At 39.8% G+C, this 17388-nt stretch carries 21 protein-coding genes; 16 read left to right on the top strand and 5 right to left on the bottom strand.

From position 1 onward, the window contains the following. Positions 1–33: 33 nt before the first annotated feature. Complete coding sequence (glnA, locus tag QM830_RS08215; protein ID WP_009731741.1) at positions 34–1380, top strand: type I glutamate--ammonia ligase; 1347 nt, start codon at positions 34–36, stop codon at positions 1378–1380. Between the two features lie 251 nt (positions 1381–1631). Here the strand turns inward: glnA and rnjA are convergent, their stop codons facing one another. Then, on the bottom strand, positions 1632–3314 hold the full coding sequence (gene rnjA, locus QM830_RS08220; RefSeq protein WP_414326436.1) for a ribonuclease J1: 1683 nt from the start codon (positions 3312–3314) through the stop codon (positions 1632–1634). 3 nt (positions 3315–3317) lie between these two features. Then, entirely contained in the window at positions 3318–3548 is a 231-nt protein-coding gene (locus tag QM830_RS08225) for a DNA-directed RNA polymerase subunit epsilon (RefSeq protein WP_414326437.1), read from the bottom strand. A 293-nt stretch (positions 3549–3841) separates the two neighbouring features. Between QM830_RS08225 and tsaB the strand changes: the two genes are divergently transcribed. The 9 genes from tsaB (at position 3842) to QM830_RS08270 (ending at position 10145) form a co-directional block, all read left to right on the top strand. After that, positions 3842–4525: a tRNA (adenosine(37)-N6)-threonylcarbamoyltransferase complex dimerization subunit type 1 TsaB gene (gene tsaB, locus QM830_RS08230; protein WP_414326439.1), complete on the top strand. Its 684-nt coding sequence runs from the start codon at positions 3842–3844 to the stop codon at positions 4523–4525. Next, positions 4522–4962 (top strand): ribosomal protein S18-alanine N-acetyltransferase, encoded by a 441-nt coding sequence (gene rimI, locus QM830_RS08235; protein ID WP_414326526.1) that lies wholly within the window; start codon positions 4522–4524, stop codon positions 4960–4962. The genes tsaB and rimI overlap by 4 nt, the downstream gene beginning before the upstream one ends. Then, entirely contained in the window at positions 4952–5962 is a 1011-nt protein-coding gene (tsaD, locus tag QM830_RS08240; RefSeq protein WP_414326440.1) for a tRNA (adenosine(37)-N6)-threonylcarbamoyltransferase complex transferase subunit TsaD, read from the top strand. Before rimI ends, tsaD begins: the two co-directional genes overlap by 11 nt. Further along, positions 5874–7079 carry a hypothetical protein gene (locus QM830_RS08245; protein WP_414326442.1) on the top strand — a complete coding sequence of 402 codons (1206 nt, stop codon included), beginning with the start codon at positions 5874–5876 and terminating at the stop codon, positions 7077–7079. Before tsaD ends, QM830_RS08245 begins: the two co-directional genes overlap by 89 nt. A 45-nt stretch (positions 7080–7124) precedes the next feature. Further along, positions 7125–7664 carry a hypothetical protein gene (locus QM830_RS08250; protein WP_414326444.1) on the top strand — a complete coding sequence of 180 codons (540 nt, stop codon included), beginning with the start codon at positions 7125–7127 and terminating at the stop codon, positions 7662–7664. A 54-nt stretch (positions 7665–7718) separates the two neighbouring features. After that, positions 7719–8273, top strand: coding sequence for a DUF3592 domain-containing protein (locus QM830_RS08255; protein WP_414326446.1), 555 nt, complete (start codon positions 7719–7721; stop codon positions 8271–8273). A gap of 109 nt (positions 8274–8382) precedes the next feature. Beyond that, the gene (locus QM830_RS08260) at positions 8383–9078 is read left to right on the top strand and encodes an AzlC family ABC transporter permease (RefSeq protein ID WP_414326447.1); all 696 of its coding nucleotides are present in this window, start codon (positions 8383–8385) and stop codon (positions 9076–9078) included. Next, positions 9065–9391 carry an AzlD domain-containing protein gene (locus QM830_RS08265; protein ID WP_414326449.1) on the top strand — a complete coding sequence of 109 codons (327 nt, stop codon included), beginning with the start codon at positions 9065–9067 and terminating at the stop codon, positions 9389–9391. The genes QM830_RS08260 and QM830_RS08265 overlap by 14 nt, the downstream gene beginning before the upstream one ends. Positions 9392–9494: 103 nt before the next feature. After that, positions 9495–10145, top strand: coding sequence for a hypothetical protein (locus QM830_RS08270; RefSeq protein WP_414326451.1), 651 nt, complete (start codon positions 9495–9497; stop codon positions 10143–10145). Between the two features lie 46 nt (positions 10146–10191). Here QM830_RS08270 and gla read toward each other — a convergent pair whose 3' ends face one another. Next, positions 10192–11064: an aquaglyceroporin Gla gene (gene gla, locus QM830_RS08275; protein WP_009731729.1), complete on the bottom strand. Its 873-nt coding sequence runs from the start codon at positions 11062–11064 to the stop codon at positions 10192–10194. Positions 11065–11187: 123 nt separating this feature from the next. Beyond that, complete coding sequence (locus QM830_RS08280) at positions 11188–12360, bottom strand: NAD(P)/FAD-dependent oxidoreductase (protein WP_414326453.1); 1173 nt, start codon at positions 12358–12360, stop codon at positions 11188–11190. Between the two features lie 236 nt (positions 12361–12596). Between QM830_RS08280 and QM830_RS08285 the strand changes: the two genes are divergently transcribed. Together QM830_RS08285 and QM830_RS08290 are read left to right on the top strand one after the other, a co-directional pair. Beyond that, complete coding sequence (locus tag QM830_RS08285; protein ID WP_414326455.1) at positions 12597–12977, top strand: CidA/LrgA family protein; 381 nt, start codon at positions 12597–12599, stop codon at positions 12975–12977. Beyond that, the gene (locus QM830_RS08290; RefSeq protein WP_414326457.1) at positions 12970–13665 is read left to right on the top strand and encodes an LrgB family protein; all 696 of its coding nucleotides are present in this window, start codon (positions 12970–12972) and stop codon (positions 13663–13665) included. Before QM830_RS08285 ends, QM830_RS08290 begins: the two co-directional genes overlap by 8 nt. Positions 13666–14218: 553 nt before the next feature. Here QM830_RS08290 and QM830_RS08295 read toward each other — a convergent pair. Then, positions 14219–14383 carry a MarR family transcriptional regulator gene (locus QM830_RS08295; RefSeq protein WP_141751547.1) on the bottom strand — a complete coding sequence of 55 codons (165 nt, stop codon included), beginning with the start codon at positions 14381–14383 and terminating at the stop codon, positions 14219–14221. 352 nt (positions 14384–14735) lie between these two features. Here QM830_RS08295 and QM830_RS08300 point away from each other — a divergent pair, with 352 nt between their 5' ends. The 4 genes from QM830_RS08300 (at position 14736) to QM830_RS08315 (ending at position 17383) form a co-directional block, all read left to right on the top strand. After that, positions 14736–14948, top strand: a complete 213-nt coding sequence (locus QM830_RS08300; RefSeq protein ID WP_049489289.1) for a helix-turn-helix domain-containing protein — start codon at positions 14736–14738, stop codon at positions 14946–14948. Then, positions 14945–15643, top strand: a complete 699-nt coding sequence (locus QM830_RS08305) for a response regulator transcription factor (protein WP_065426928.1) — start codon at positions 14945–14947, stop codon at positions 15641–15643. Before QM830_RS08300 ends, QM830_RS08305 begins: the two co-directional genes overlap by 4 nt. Continuing rightward, positions 15636–16721 carry a sensor histidine kinase gene (locus QM830_RS08310; RefSeq protein WP_070586693.1) on the top strand — a complete coding sequence of 362 codons (1086 nt, stop codon included), beginning with the start codon at positions 15636–15638 and terminating at the stop codon, positions 16719–16721. The genes QM830_RS08305 and QM830_RS08310 overlap by 8 nt, the downstream gene beginning before the upstream one ends. A gap of 278 nt (positions 16722–16999) precedes the next feature. Next, positions 17000–17383, top strand: coding sequence for a lactococcin 972 family bacteriocin (locus QM830_RS08315; RefSeq protein WP_070586690.1), 384 nt, complete (start codon positions 17000–17002; stop codon positions 17381–17383). Positions 17384–17388 lie beyond the last annotated feature (5 nt).

The following is a 17388-nucleotide window of genomic DNA, read 5'->3' on the forward strand; positions in this document are numbered from 1 at the left end:
CATAAGCTTGTAATCTATTTTAAGGAGACAAAAATGTCAATTACTGCTGCAGATATTCGCCGTGAAGTGAAAGAAAAAAATGTTACTTTTATTCGCTTGATGTTTTCAGATATTTTGGGAACCATGAAGAACGTCGAAATTCCAGCTACCGATGAGCAACTGGATAAGGTTCTGTCAAACAAGGCTATGTTTGATGGTTCCTCTATCGAAGGATTTGTCCGCATCAACGAGTCAGACATGTATCTGTACCCAGATTTGGATACATGGACAGTCTTCCCTTGGGGAGATGAAAATGGTAGCGTAGCTGGCTTGATCTGTGATGTCTATACGACAGAAGGGGAGCCATTTGCAGGAGACCCACGTGGTAATTTGAAACGGGCCCTTCGTCATATGGAAGAGCTTGGATTCAAGTCCTTTAACCTTGGTCCAGAACCTGAATTCTTCCTCTTCAAGTTGGACGAAAATGGAGATCCGACTCTTGAAGTAAACGACAAAGGTGGCTATTTTGACTTGGCTCCAACAGATCTTGCAGACAATACTCGTCGTGAAATCGTAAATGTCTTGACCAAGATGGGCTTTGAAGTAGAAGCCAGTCACCACGAAGTGGCCGTTGGTCAGCATGAAATTGACTTCAAATACGATGAAGTGTTGCGTGCTTGTGATAAGATCCAAATCTTTAAACTTGTTGTAAAAACCATCGCTCGTAAACATGGTTTGTATGCAACCTTTATGGCTAAACCTAAATTTGGAATTGCTGGATCAGGTATGCACTGTAATATGTCTCTCTTTGACCAAGATGGCAAGAATGCTTTCTTTGATCCAGAAGATCCTCGAGGAATGCAATTGTCAGAAACCGCTTATCACTTCTTAGGTGGTTTGATTAAACATGCCTACAACTTTACAGCTGTGACCAACCCAACTGTCAACTCCTACAAACGTTTGGTTCCAGGATATGAAGCACCTGTTTACATTGCTTGGGCAGGACGCAACCGTTCCCCATTGGTTCGTGTACCAGCTTCACGTGGGATGGGAACCCGTTTGGAATTGCGTTCCGTAGACCCAATGGCTAATCCATACATTGCCTTGGCAGTCTTGCTTGAAGTCGGCCTTCACGGTATTGAAAACAAAATCGAAGCACCTGCTCCGATCGAAGAAAATATCTATGTAATGACACCGGAAGAACGCAGAGCAGCTGGAATTACAGATCTACCTTCTACCCTTCACAATGCCTTGAAAGCCTTGACTGAAGATGATGTGGTAAAAGCCGCCTTGGGTGAGCACATCTACACCAGCTTCCTTGAAGCCAAACGAATTGAATGGGCAAGCTACGCTACCTTCGTATCTCAATGGGAAGTAGACAACTATCTAGATCTTTATTAAGAAACAAGAGCAAAGAGAGTGGGACAGAAATCGGTAATTCGTTAGAATTCGATTTCGTCGTCCTACCTCCGCACAGTTGAGTAGGGCTGTAAAGCTGATGAAATCAGCGTAGTAAAGCCCACTCAACCACTGCGTCTTGCTCGACAATCCAAAAACAATTAAGAGACTAGGACTTTTGTCCTAGCCTCTTCTTTGCTCTTCAAAATGCAAGAATAAAACCAGTTGAGATAGGTTTCTCAACTGGTTATTTTTTAATTTTCGTCATCTGGTGTGAGAATCATTGGAATAATGATGGGTTCACGTTCCGTACTTTCGTATAGAAATGGGCGAAGGGCATTGACAATCGCACCGTTAACAGTTTGGATATTGGCATCCTTGTTCTTCAGGGCGATCCGAATGGCATTGAAGAGGATGCGTTGGCTTTCACGGATCAAATCCCCTGATTCACGCATGTAGATGAAGCCGCGGCTGAGAATATCTGGTCCAGCTAAAATCATTTTTGACTTGAAGTCAACGGTTGCAACAGCAAGCACGACACCGTCTTCAGATAAGTCTCTCCGGTCACGGAGAACGGCAGCTCCGATTTCACCGATGCGGTTTCCATCGACATAGATGTCTTGGGCATTAAAGCTTCCTGCAATACGAGCAGAGTTGGCTGTAAGGGCGAGGACATCACCGTTACTCATGATGAAGATATTGTCTTTTTCTACTCCGCAATCACGCGCAAGTCCTGCGTGGATCTTCTGCATCCGGTATTCACCATGGACAGGCATGAAGTATTTTGGTTTGATCAAGCGGAGCATGAGTTTTTGTTCTTGTTGCCCCCCGTGTCCAGATGTATGGATGTTGTTGATCTTCCCGTGAATGACATCGACACCCGCTTCAGAAATCGTATTGATCAATTTGTTCACACTGGTTGTATTCCCAGGAATCGGACTAGATGAGAAGATAACGGTATCTCCTGGTTGGAGTTGCACTTGGCGGTGGGTTCCGTTGGCGATCCGAGAGAGGGCTGCCATCGGCTCTCCTTGGCTTCCTGTACACATGATCAGGATTTCATTAGCCGCATAGTCTTTGATCTCATTTGGCTCGATAATGGTTCCAGCAGGGACCTTGATGTAGCCAAGCTCAATTCCATTGACAATGGCTTTTTCCATCGAGCGTCCAAAGACCACGATCTTACGACCAGTCTTGACAGCAGCCTCCGCCGCTTGTTGGAGACGGAAGATATTCGACGCAAAGGAAGCAAAGATGATACGTCCATGGATGCCTTCGATGATCTTCAGGATGGATTGGCCAACTACTTTTTCAGAGTTGGTGAAGGTTGGGATTTCCGCGTTGGTTGAGTCTGAGAGCAGACAGAGAACGCCTTCTTCCCCAAGGGCCGCCATCCGATGGAGGTCGGCTGGTTCACCAACAGGTGTAAAGTCAAATTTGAAGTCTCCGGTACAGACAATCTTTCCTTGAGGGGTGTGAATCACAATCCCCAATGGTTCTGGAATCGAGTGGGTCGTACGGAAGAAGGTTGCTTTAAGATTTTTAAATTGAAGCTCAGTGTTTTGGTTGATTTCGTAGAGTTTAGCATCGCGAAGAAGGCCATGCTCTTCTAATTTTCCACGGATCAAGGCAAGCGCTAAAGGCCCAGCATAGATAGGGACATTGGCTTGTTTCAACAGGAAAGGAATCCCACCGATGTGGTCTTCGTGTCCGTGGGTAATGAGGACCGCTTTGACACGATCGATATTATCAACGATATAAGAGTAATCAGGGATCACATAGTCGATCCCAAGGAGGTCATCTTCTGGAAATTTGATCCCAGCATCGACAATGATAATTTCATCTTGGTATTCGATCCCGTAGGTATTTTTCCCGATTTCTCCAAGTCCACCAATGGCAAATACACCAACTTCTTCAGGTTTTAAGGTATAAGCCATGGATTAGTACTCCGTTAGTTCAAAGGCACCTGACTCTTTCTCGTAAGCAAGGTGTTGCTCAGAAAGTGGTGTGATAAATTCAATGTTGAAATCAGTGTTTTGTTCAACCAATTGACGTGCTTGGATGCGTCCTTCGCGTTCGTTTGGTGCATCAATATCAAGATAAAGTGCATGTGTCGTTTCGCGACGAGGGTTTCGTTCTTTTGTTTTCTGATAAAAAACTTTGTAAATCATGAAGTAATTTTCCTTTCGTTATTTCGGTCCATTTTATTGGTTGCGAAGGAGTGCAATCACTAGAGTTTCCGACTCGCAACTAGCAGACCTGATTCGATACAATTAATTATCATTATATCATAAATTCACCTGTAAGTAAAAGGTAGACTGGAAAAGACGGAGAGACAAAGTCCTATAATAGGTAAGCTTTTGAGCTGTTTTGGATATGAAAATCCTCCTCTCTAAAGGAGAGTTTCGCTGGGATTTGAAGGGAATTTGTAGTATAATATAATGCAGTTCAAGAGGAGTAGGAAATGAAATTATTAGCATTTGATACCTCGAGTAAGGCTCTTTCTGTAGCGATTTTAGAAGATGAGACTCTACTTGCAGAAACAACATTAACTATTAAAAAGAATCATAGTATCACCTTGATGCCGGTCATCGATCTTTTGATGCAACAAATCGACTTGACACCCAAGGAGTTGGACCGCATCGTGGTGGCAGAAGGCCCTGGGAGCTATACTGGACTGCGCATTGCGGTCGCAACCGCAAAGACCTTGGCTCATACCTTAGGGATTGAATTGGTCGGGGTTTCGAGCCTCTTAGCCCTAGTGCCAGATGGTCTAGAAGGTTTAGTAGTGCCTGTCATGGATGCCCGTCGGAACAACGTTTATGCGGGTTTTTATCAAAATGATCAGCTGGTCGCACCTGAAGGGCATTTTCCGTTTGAAGAGGTCTTAGAGCGTGCAGCAACGAGTGAGCAGGTCACCTTTGTCGGAGAGGTCACGGCTTTTAAGGAGCAGATTGCCTCTAGCCTCCCAAGTGCTACTTGCTCTGAAACGCTGCCAGATGCAGTGAAAATCGGACGTCTCGGCCTCAAACAAGTACCTGCTAGCCTCCATGATTTTGTCCCCAATTATCTCAAACGGGTCGAAGCAGAGGAAAATTGGCTCAAAGACCACAAGGAAACAACGACCTCCTACATCAAGCGTCTATGATCAAAGTAGAAATCAAAAAGGGACGAATTCAGGATGCAGCCGCCATTCTTGCTGTGATGGAAGATGTCTATGGCCACAGCCCCTGGAAGTTGGAGCAGATCCAAGCCGATTTAGAGCAGGCATCAAGTACTTATTTCATAGCTCTGGATGAGGAGCGGCAAGTCCTTGGGTTTGTCGCCATTCAAGAGACTCTCTATGAAGCAGAGGTTTTGCAGATTGCGGTCAAGCCTGCCTTTCAGGGGCAAGGCCTAGCCCAGCAGTTACTCGCGCAGTTGCCGGACCAAAAAGAGATTTTCTTGGAAGTGCGCCAGTCCAATCAACCGGCCCAAGGCCTATACAAAAAAATGCACTTTGAAGAAATTGCACGGAGGAAAAACTACTATCACGATCCCGTAGAGGATGCCGTGATCATGAAGAGGAACCCGAATGAAAGATAGATATATTTTGGCTTTTGAGACATCTTGTGATGAGACCAGCGTGGCTGTCTTGAAAAATGACGACCAACTCTTGTCCAATGTCATTGCCAGTCAAATCGAAAGTCACAAGCGTTTTGGTGGGGTAGTGCCTGAGGTAGCCTCTCGTCACCATGTGGAAGTCATCACCGCTTGTATTGAAGAAGCTCTGGAAGAAGCCGACATCACAGAAGCTGATGTCTCAGCTGTGGCTGTCACCTACGGTCCAGGACTGGTTGGGGCTCTGTTAGTCGGCCTGGCTGCAGCCAAGGCCTTTGCCTGGGCGCACGGTCTTCCTTTGATTCCTGTCAATCATATGGCAGGGCACTTGATGGCCGCTCAAAGCGTGGAGCCCTTAGAATTTCCGCTCTTAGCCTTGCTGGTGAGTGGAGGACATACCGAGCTAGTATACGTCAGTGAAGCTGGTGATTATAAGATCGTCGGAGAGACCCGTGATGATGCTGTCGGAGAAGCTTATGACAAGGTCGGGCGCGTGATGGGCTTGACCTATCCAGCAGGACGTGAGATTGATCAGCTGGCCCACCAAGGGGCTGATATCTATGATTTCCCACGGGCTATGATCAAGGAAGACAATCTGGAATTCTCTTTTTCAGGGCTCAAATCAGCCTTTATCAATCTGCACCATAATGCCGAGCAAAAAGGAGAAAGTCTCTCTAATGCGGACCTGTCAGCGAGTTTCCAAGCAGCCGTCTTAGACATTCTCATGGCCAAGACCAAGAAGGCTTTGGAGAAATATCCAGTCAAGACTCTAGTCGTTGCGGGTGGAGTCGCAGCCAACCAAGGTCTCCGTGAACGCTTGGCTTCTGACATCACAGATGTCAAGGTCATCATTCCGCCTCTGCGTCTCTGCGGGGACAATGCAGGGATGATTGCCTATGCCAGTGTTAGTGAATGGAACAAAGAAAACTTTGCAGGCTGGGACCTCAATGCCAAACCAAGCTTGGCCTTTGAAGGAATTGAATAAGAAAAAGGAGCCAATTGGATGTGCAAGGTCCAATGGCTTTTTTACTGAGATCTCACCAACTAGTAGCGGATTTGCGAGTCGAAAGAAAATTCGGTATGATAGAGTGAATAAAACTGAGGTGGAAGAGAGAATAGAGATGAAAAAAGAAAAGAGATCTAAATATAGAATTGGCACGATGCTTATCTTTGCGGTCTGTTTGCTACTGGCTGCAGGATGCGAATCACAAAAGAAAATTGAAAAAAGTGACAAGGATAAAGATTCCTACGAATTCTCGGTCTATAATGCGAAATCTGATATTAAAGACTTTCAATTTATCCATAATAAAAATGGGCTTGTGGTCGAATGGAAGTTTGATGAAAAAGAACGGAAGAAATCTTTACAGTCTCCCGATTCATCAGATTGGGTTGAGGTGAACTCTAATTATTTGGTTAGGAAAAGAAACAGAGTAAGAGGTATTATTCCATCGAAAAAAATGAAGTCAGATGAATACGCCCATTTAGAAATCTATGATTTAACAGGGAGTAAGGCGAAACGAAAGGAAGTCGATCTTTGGAAGATGATGGTGGAGTATGTAAAAAATGATGATTTTGAGCTCTATAGTCCTTTCCCGACTCTTCGAAAAATGAATGGGAAGGACTACGCTATCATTGAAATTAGGAAGCAAACTCAGCCACGTTATTTTTTGCTTAATCTTAAAACCCTTAAAATTGATAAGGAAATAACGGAAGAAGAAGTAAATGAGAAAAATAGAGTGTATCTCTCAATTTCTACCCTTGAGGGTTACACTGCTGGAGTTCTTCCGTTTGATAATTATTTTTGGAAGGAAAAATCTTTCAAAGGGGATATCAATTTAAGAGCGTCTTATCCGACAGCATTTAACCTCTTTTCAAAACCAGAAGGTTTTGCGTATAAAGTGATCAATTCTGAGAATGGTGCCATTACGAATGGAAAAGAACTGATAGATCTTGAATCAGAATTTCTTAAATTAGGTTCTTCTGTGTACGATCATGCTTACCTACCTAAAGAACTGAGTATAGAAAATAAGGATACGAAAATCTCTCAGTTCGACGAGATTCAAAAGTATTATAACGGTAAACCTATTTCAAATTGGTACTGAGAGAATTTTTAGAAAACATACAAGGAGAATGAAAAAGAGATTATTATGCCAACAATGATTAATTTAGGAATATGGGAGAACAAGAATTACCATTTTGATTGGGAGGAAAAAGTTTTACTAGAAGAAACATCTTCTCCTACTAACTGGTCTTATCTACTGCTTCCAGTCACATTATTTCTTATCCACAAAATTTCGGATGGATTAGCGGAAGCTAGACTATTTGACAATCAGTTGGTACGACTTGGAACGATTCCAATTTTAGGTGTCTTCTCCTACTTTCTTGCTGCGTGGATCATTCGATATTACCATGCGAGTCTGAAATTACAGCCATCCAAGTTAGAAGAGGATCAAAGCAAAAAGTTGATCAGGTCCTTGAAGAGACGGAGGGTGTACTTCACCTGTATCCTTAATCTTTTTAGACTTCTAACCGTAGCCGCGATTCTTTTGTTTGTGATTGGCAATGAAACCATTGCAGTCCTCTTTTTGCTCATTAGTTTTTTAGTGATATTTATGTTTAAATTTGATTACCAACTTCATAAATGGAATGATATGATAGAGATCATATCTCAAGAAGTGGGGAAATAGTGAGTAAGAAAGATTTGACAGCTATTAAAATTCTTTAAAATAGGAGGTAGAAAGATGCCATTATATATTATATTTCTTTTTGCAATAGGGGGCGGGTCGATCTATTTCCTAACTGCTTTCTTCATCTACTCTTACATTTCTATGCGTTTTGCAAGAAGGAAAAATCTAGCAACAGAACGGGTTGATGGTATAGTTGTTGGGTATGCATACGCAAAACAGGTGATTCCACCAATTGTAGAATATATTGTTGATGGAATAGCATATAAGAGACAATTAGAATATCGTTGGACCGTAGTGAAATCTGCCCCTTGGATGAGTCGAAAGGCGGTAGCTGATACACTGGATCTTTTAAGTGAAAATTTAGTGATTTCTAGAAACTCAATGGTATCCTATACAAACGTTTTAGAAGAAGCCTTTCCTAAAGGATCTACCATGACTGTCTGGTATAATCCTCAAAATCCAGAAGAGTCCTATGTTGAACGTTTTTGTAATAAAGATAAACTGTATAAAAAGTTAGCTCTTCTCTTTCTCGTTCTCTACATCATTTTTATGATCGTTTTTGTGACACTTACTATTTTATCTATCATATACAATTGGAAAGCAAATTAAGAGTTAAGCATTAAGTGTAGTAGGAGTAGTTGGAGTTTATCATCGGTCCTTTTTCAAGCTTTTTTCTTGTGCTATAATAGAGGTCAACGATTCAGAAAGGAGTAAGAGTATGGAAAAATATTTTTGGCAGGGGGTGAGGGACGCGCTGCCGACAGCTCTAGGCTATATCAGTATTGGCCTGGCTTGTGGTGTGGTGGCGTCTCCCTATCTTTCTCCTTTGGAGATGGCCTTGATGAGTATTCTAGTCTATGCTGGGGCGGCTCAGTTTGCGATGATCTCTCTGATTGCGGCCCACTCTTCGATCTTGAATATGGCCTTGACCGTGTGTTTGATCAATCTCCGGAATATGTTGATGAGTCTGCATACGTCCTCTGATTTTAAGGATGCGAGTCTTGCTCATACCATTGGGATTGGAAGCCTCTTGACCGATGAGAGTTATGGGGTTTACTTGAGTGAGAAGTTAAAGACGGATACCATTACAGTTCCTTGGATGCATGGGAACAATCTAGTAGGCTATGTGGCTTGGATCAGTGCGACGGTTATCGGAACAGCTCTGGGATCTCTCCTACCTGATCCAAAGGCTTTTGGGCTTGATTTTGCCTTAGTGGCTATGTTTATTGGGATTTTTGCAGCCCAGTTCCAAGGAATGCAACTGACAGAAAAAACCAAGACCATGCTAATGGTGCTCTTAGCAGTAGCAGTGAGTTTCTTTCTTTTCCTCTTTTTTGTTTCGCAACCGCTTGCTGTGCTAGCTGCGACCTTGATCGGCTGTTTTGTGGGGGTAGTTTGTGATGCGCGTGAATAGTTCTATCTTCATGGCCATTCTGGCCTCAGCCCTCGTTACCTGGATTCCTCGGATCTTACCCTTCCTCTTAGTCAAATACAAGGGACTACCGGCTCCTGTGACCCGCTTTCTCAAATACTTGCCCATTTCCATTATCTTTGCCTTGGTTTTATCGAGTTTAGTAGACGGGAAAATGGGAAGCCTCCCACAGTTCCACTGGTTGGACCTCATGGTGACCATTCCTAGCTTCTTTGTAGCCTTTCGTTACAAAAATCTTATGGGAACCGTTTTGTTTGGAATTGTCTTTATCGCTCTATTACGATTGGTATTTTAAATGGAAAAATATGTTACAAAAAAATTACGATTGTTACAAAAAAAACTTGATTTTTGTAACAATCGGAGTATAATGGGAGGCAGAAAGATAAAGAGGTGATCGTATGAAAAAATCAATCTTCCGTTGGAGTGCCGCTGCTCTGGTGGCTGCTTCACTTGGTCTAGCTCTCGGTGGTTGTGGTGCTAAGGATAAAAAGACAGCTTCCTCATCCGCAAAAGCATCTACCAGTAAGGTAGAGAAAAAAGCCAAAAGTAATAGCAAAAAGAGTACAGCATCTTCTGCTCAGGCAAACGATGCAGCTAGCTCTTCAACGCAAGCCAGTAGCGAGACAGCTACAAAAGACTCTAGTAAGACCGAGAATGCTTCTGCTACTGTCCCTGCAGAACTGGTGGGAACTTGGGTAGGATCTAGTCCACAAGCGGATGCGATTAAAATGACAGTGGATGCCAATGGGGATGTAACAACAGTGGTAAGCTTCAAAAATGATAGCGAACCGACTCGAACAGCGACCTATACAGCAAGAGCCGTCCAAGCAACAGGCAATATCTACTATTGGAATGTTGAAGGCTTTGATGGGGCTGATGCCTTACTCCCTGGGATCACAGGTTTAGGTGGAGCAAACTTCCGATTTGAACCTGGTTTTATCTTGGAAGACGGACACTATACACCGATTGTTTTCACAACGGATCTCAATACAGAATTTGACTATACCAAATACAATGATTTCCGTTTTTCATTAACCAAAGAACAATAAAAAGACGAACTCGATGGGAAATCGAGTTCGTTTTTTAGTAGTTAGATTATCCAAGATAGATAACTTTGAACAATAGTACAGCTAAGATAGCAGCAAGAATAGGGGCTAAAACGGGTACCCAAGCATACCACCATTTAGAATCACCCTTGTGCTCTCCTAAGACAGACTTTGGAAGGAAGGCGTGAACCAAACGAGGACCAAAGTCACGTGCAGGGTTCAAACCAGGTCCAGTAGGACCACCGAGTGACGTAACAAGAGCCATAACAAGGAAGCCAAGAGCCAAGTGGGCAATACCTAGTCCTGAAGCATGTGCTTGTGATAAAGCCAATTTGGCTGCTGTTGAAGTAGCATTAAAGACTCCTCCTTGTTCAGCCGCAGCTTTTTGAGCTAGACCAGCAACCTCTGCTCCGAAGAAATTCTTGGTTAAACCAAGTGCACAAAAGAAAAGTACGAAAGATCCTGCAAATTCGTTGATAAAACCATTGATGGTAGCAGCTTTACGTGATTCAGGAGTTCCTTTATCCAAACTAGAAATCGTTGAGAATGTTCCTAAGATGTTGTTAGGATTTTCAGTCTGGAGATAATATGGACGGTGACTTACAACGACAACCAATTGTCCAAACATAGCTCCAAGAAGTTGAGCGGCGATGTATGGTAAAACATTTGCCCATGGGAAGAGCCCGCTAACCGCAAGTCCAAGAGTAAAGGCAGGGTTAATGTGGTTTCCTGAAACATTACCAAACATCAAGGCTGGCATCATAACACCCATTCCGTACCCGATCGCAATGACAAGCCATCCACTTTGATGACCTTTAGTTCCTTTTAATTCAACGTTTGCAACAGCACCGTTTCCGAGGATCAGTAGCAATGCCGTACCGAAAAACTCAGTCATGAGTTTAACACTAAAATCAAAATCCATGATTCTAATAATCTCCTTTATAAATTTTATACCAATCCATTCTATCAAGTAAATACTAACTTGTAAAGATTTTTTCAAAATTTTGTTTCAATAGGTGGAGAAAAAAGTATGGAGAATGATTTATCAGTAATGAAGACTTCCTGCGACCCAACCGGTACAGAGGGCAGATGTGATATTAAAGCCACCTGTATGAGCATTGATATCGAGGACTTCTCCGGCAAAGTGGAGGCCAGGAACCAGCTTACTTTCTAGGGTTTTAGGATTGATTTCTTTGAGGCTAACGCCGCCCTTGGTTACAAAGGACTTAGCTAGAGACATCTTCCCAGTGACAGGAATAGGCATCTCTTTGATTTTTTGAATGATCTCTTCTGTCTGAGGAGGAGTGAGTTGCTTGGCTTTTTCAGGGAATCCTTGCACCAAGAAATCAGCTAACCGTTCAGGAAGAAGGGTTTTGAGGCTATTTTTAATGGACTTTTCTCGATGTTCTTCTAGAAAATATTTTAACTCTTGAGAAGAAGTGGTTGGAAGGAGATCTAAAGTTAAGATTTCCCCACCTTTGACAAAGCTAGACATCCGAAGGGCTGCAGGGCCAGAAAGACCGAAATGCGTAAAGAGCAGGTCATGGGTGATCATGTGCTTGTCATAGCTAAGAGTCACATCTGTCAGAGAGATCCCTTGGAGGGCCTTATGTGGGAAGTCTGTCAAAAGAGGACTTTCTGCCGCTTCGAGATCGGTGATGGTGTGTTTGAAGTGGCGGGCAATTTCGTGTCCGTAGCCAGTAGAGCCGGTAGAAGGATAGGATTTGCCCCCAGTTGTGACAATCAGCTTGTCAGCTGTCCAAGTTTTTTCAGCAGACTTGACGATAAAGACGTCTTCTGGTTTGGTGACGGAGACCACTTCGCAGTTGGTAGCCATGATAGCACCTAGCTCAAGGATCTTATTTTCTAAGGCTTGAATAATGGTGCGAGATTGATCACTAGCAGGAAAGACCCGGCCATGATCTTCGACTTTTAGCTTGACGCCATTATCGGTGAAAAATTGGATGATATCATGATTATCAAATTGAGAAAACACACTGTAAAGGAAACGGCCATTTCCAGGGATACCAGCCATCAAATCGTCTAAGGTCCCGTTATTCGTAACATTACAGCGGCCTCCTCCGGTACCAGCGAGTTTCTTACCCAGCTTTTTATTTTTTTCGATGAGAAGGGTGGCTTGGCCATAAGAGGCGCTGGCAATGGTCGCCATCATACCTGCCGGACCACCACCGATGACAATGGTGTGATAGTGAGTCATGTAGCTCCTTTCTTGGTAGCTGAACCGTTTTTGCTTTCATTGTATCATAAAATGGATGGTAGGGATCAAAATAACAACTAGCAATTTGAAAAAGGAGTGATAATATTTAGAAATATACTTGCAAATTTTCTGAAAAATAGTAAACTGATAGGGGACAAGTGGATGGTTACTTTTAAGTCAATAGAGGCAAAAGGATCTGAATCTTTACTGGACATGATATAAAAAGGGAGATGGAGATGAAATTATATGTTCAACTGACGATTATTTTTACGATTTCTTTAATTGGTGAAATCATTTCTGAAGGCTTGCGCTTACCAATTCCTGGAAGTATGATCGGGTTGTTGATCTTGTTTTTATTACTGCAATTTAAGCTCTTGCGCATGCGCCATGTAAATATGGTGGGAAATTTTTTATTAGCCAATATGACGATCCTATTTCTTCCCCCTGCTGTCGGTATTATGGATAAGTTTCATGTGATTGCACCTTATCTGTTTCCAATCATGTTGATTCTACTTGGAGCCTTGGTCATCAATGTAGTTTTAATTGCAATCGTGGTTAGTTTTATAAAAAATCGTTTGGAGGGTGATTATCCAGAAGGGGGACGCAAGCATGGCTAATTTTGTGAGTAATCCTTTATTTGGGATTGTCTTATCTATTTGGGCTTATTTGATTGGGATGTTAATTTTCCGCAGGTATCCCCATCCAATAACAACGCCACTTTTAGTGGCCACAGTAATCGTGATTTCATTCTTACTGATGACAGGAATTTCTTATAAAGATTACTATGTCGGTGGTTCCCTGTTAAATCAGTTGATTGGCCCATCAACAGTTGCCTTGGGGATTCCTCTCTATAAAAGTTTCCATTTGATGAAGCATCATGTACGGAGTATTCTAGTCGGCTCGACATTGGCAGTTGTTGTGAATACCATTTTTACAGCCTTGATCGCGAAAGCATTTGGAATGAAGTACTTTCTAGCCATTTCGCTCTTTCCAAAATCGGTTACCACTGCCATGGCAGTTGGAATTACTGAAAAAATGCAAGGAATTACGACCATCACTCTTGTGGTAGTTGTAGCAACTGGATTATTAACAAGTGTCTTGGGTCCAACGATATTGAAACTGTTAAAAATAAAAGATCCAGTAGCTATTGGTTTAGCCCTTGGCGGAACAGGACATGCAGTAGGAACAGGGACGGCATTTAAGTATGGTCATGTGGCTGGTGCTATGGCAGGATTGGCAATAGGGATCACAGGAATTTTGTATGTTTTCATTAGTCCAATTGTCGCTTCCATGATTTTATCCTAATACATTTTATTATTTTCTAAGAGAGGCTCGAGAAGGGTCTCTCTCATTTTCTAGGAGAATGATCAAAATCAATCTAGAGAGAAGGGAGCTTTTCATGACAATGTGTCCAAGGCTTTTCCAAGCGTCTAAAAAATGGTATAATGAACTGTAAATTTCAGAAGTTGGAAGGAATGTGATTGCTATGATGAATATGCAAGACTTAATTTAAGATTCTTTAGGTCTTGATATCATTAGAAATCTTGATTTTAAAGGCTTTAGAGTTCAAAAAAAATAACGATATTCAATAATATTACATTATATTGGACAGTAAATGGACAGTGACAGAGTGTTTGAAGGAGAACAAAAGAGGCTTAAATGCCTCTTTTTTATATGTTTGTGGACTAGAAGTAGATAGAATATATAGATAATATGTAACAGTTATACAAGCTATGTATTTTTTAAATGATATCACTTTGATAAATAAATAATCTAGTAGCCTCTAAAAAGACACTAATATATAGGGTGTTATTTGGTATTTTAAATTGACTAGGCTTTTATTCGAACTTGCTTGGAATTACTTATTTTCGGTTGATAGTAGCATAAATGATTTTTCTGTTAATCCAATCAATTTTTTTCTCAAATCAGATTGGTCGAATTTCCGAAGTATCCATCTTTCTTTTTCCATCGATTTTAATAGTTTCGTGACTGTTGGATTGGATAGATCTAAAAAATGCTCGATATTGGAATTCTGTCAATATTTTGGACACATTTTGTGAGGAAAATTTGAAGGCTAGCGCCCTTTGGTTGTTGGTGCACTTCTACGAGATCATAAAATGAATTTTATAATCACGTAGATTGATGTATTGAATATATTTATCAAATACAGTAGATATGTTAATTTTATCAGAAGAGATGGTTCAGACTAAATGGATACTAATCATATAATATTTACTATTTAATTATCAAAATGAATATATGACGGTATAATTAAAATTTCAGAACAAAATTAATCCTCAAATAAAAATTGAGTGTACCCAATGGTTATGGTATAATACACATAAAAATTATATCTAAAGAAAAGAGGAAACGGCATAGCATTAAATTATAAACCCTTGTGGATACAACTCGCCAAAAAGGGATTAAAGAAAACAGAAGTTATTGTTATTACACAGATTACAACTAATGTCATGGCACAGATGGGAAAAAATAAGCCAATCACATTTAAAAATTTGGCAAAAATATGTAATGCATTGGAATGTACTCCAAATGATGTATGTAGTTTTAAGGAGGGTGGAAATGAATGACTGAAATGAAAATAATGCTTGTAGAAGATGATACTAACTTAGCAGAGCTTATAAGGATGTATTTAATATCAGAGAATTGGGAAATCAGCATTTTTCATACTGGAAAAGAGGCGTTAGAGGAATTTGAAAAAAATAAATATGACTTGATATTATTGGATATTTTACTTCCTGATATAAATGGATTTGAAATATGCAAAAAGATAAGAGAAACGTCCACTATGCCAATCATTATGCTTACTGCCTTAGAAGATCCTATTCATAGAGTGCAAGGATTGAATATAGGTGCAGATGACTATATCGTAAAACCGTTTGAACCATCTGAATTGATTGCGAGAATTAATTCTCATTTTAGAAGAAATTATGTATTTACAAAAAATATTGTAAATACAATTAATTGTGATAGAGAAGTTAATAATTTAAAGATTAGCATTAAAACACATAAAGTTTACTATGGTAATATAGAGATTGAACTAACACCAAAAGAATTTGATATTTTGTGGTTGCTTATGGAAGAACCTGGTAAAGTGTATAATATGGATGATATACACTATAAAATATGGGGTGATAAGGTGCTAGAAAATGAAGTTAATCCAGTTATGGTTCATGTAAGAAGAATTAGAAGTAAGTTTGAAAAGATTGGGTTAAAATCAGTCATATTAACTGTTTGGGGAGTGGGGTATAAAATCAATGGGTAAGAAAAACCGTTTTTTTGTGGAAGGTATTATTTATCAAATACTATGGATATTTTTAAGTACAATCCTATTTTTCATTATTTACAAAATAATGGATAATTCTTTTGTTGACAGTGTAGATCCAGAATTGCCATTAGATAAATTTGCTTCCTTTTATTTTGAAATAGGTAAATATATAATACTTTTACTAGGGGCTGTTGCTATATTGATAGGGACATTTATAATACAGGAAAAAAGGTTTTATGTATATAATCAATATTTTGAGTCTGGACTGAATTATCTTAAAAGTGAAGATAAAGATTTAATACCATTTCATGAGTCATTATCAAAGGAACGAGATTTGTTTATAGAACTTCATAATTACAATAAAGAACTTGAAAAGGAGTATGAACTGGTATATAAAGAAAAAACAGATCTGCTAACGTATTTAGCTCATGATATAAAAACTCCTCTTGCGAATATGATAGGTTATATAACACTATTAAAAGACGAAAAAAATCTTTCTGAAGAACAAAAAAATAAGTTTGTTGATGTTATATATGAGAACATAAAATATTTAAATCGTTTAAGTGAAGATTTTTTTTCATATTTAAAATTCAATTTAAATGAAATTCCACTAAATTTAACGGATGTAGATATAAAAATTTTTTTTAGCCAGTGGGAAGAAGAAAAAAGTTTATCTATAAAAGATCATCTTTTAATTTTGGAGTTTTTAAATTTGGAAAACAGTAAGATTAAAACGGAACCACAACTTTTACTTAGAATAATGGAGAATCTGATTACAAATGCAGTTAATTATTCTGTGAAAGGAACAAGCATAAATATAAAGGTTGAGGAAATTAATGGAATGTTAAAAATAAGTGTTATAAACGATGTTTCTCCAAATTTAAATGTGAATTGGAATATGGTTACTTCAAAGTTTTATAGGGGAAATTTATCAAGACGAATAAGCAATAATGGATCGGGACTTGGACTTACAATTGTAAGTGACATTGTAAAACACTTGGGTGGAAATTTTGAAATTGGAGAGGAGAATAAAAGAGTTTGTGCTAAAGTAATACTTCCATATATATTAAATTAAATCGCAAAGAAAACGCAAGAATTATTTAAAGATACCGTTAAGTATAAAGCAAAGAGCTATTCTATAATATAAATAAGGATAGCTCTTTTATATTTGAATGGAATTATTAATTTGAATCATCATCTGTGATTATAAATATATAAAATGGAGGTGGAGTTTTATGAATTATAATAATTCTCATAGGTATAGGAACGGAGATTGAGTAGAGTTTTTGAAAACTTTATTCGGAAGAAAAATTTTACAAAAAGTTTAAGTATTTGAGAGAGGAGAATTTTATCATGAAAAAATCATTGTCATTAGTATTATTAACAGGTTTTATGTTAGTATCATTCGTACCAGCATTTGCAGCAGAAAAAACAAACTTACCATATGTTGAAGGTCTTGGTTATGAGGTGGAAGTATTTGAAGAAGATTATACTCTGCCAAGGTTGTTCAGTTATGATAGCGGATGGAAAAGTTTTTTAGGTGGAAAATGGAGACATGGTGTAGGTAGTGTCTATGTTTGGTCTAAATACGATCACAATAATAAAACACATAAAACTACAGTACAAGGCGCTGGTGGTCAATTCTCTTATTCGGGTTGGACAAGAGCTGGAAGTAGAGCAGAAGCTTCTTGGGAAAAAGCTTCAAGTGGTAATAGAGCTTGGGCTGATGTTAAATAACAATA

It is taken from the genome of Streptococcus sp. OMI750, assembly GCF_047463895.1.
Lineage (GTDB): Bacteria > Bacillota > Bacilli > Lactobacillales > Streptococcaceae > Streptococcus.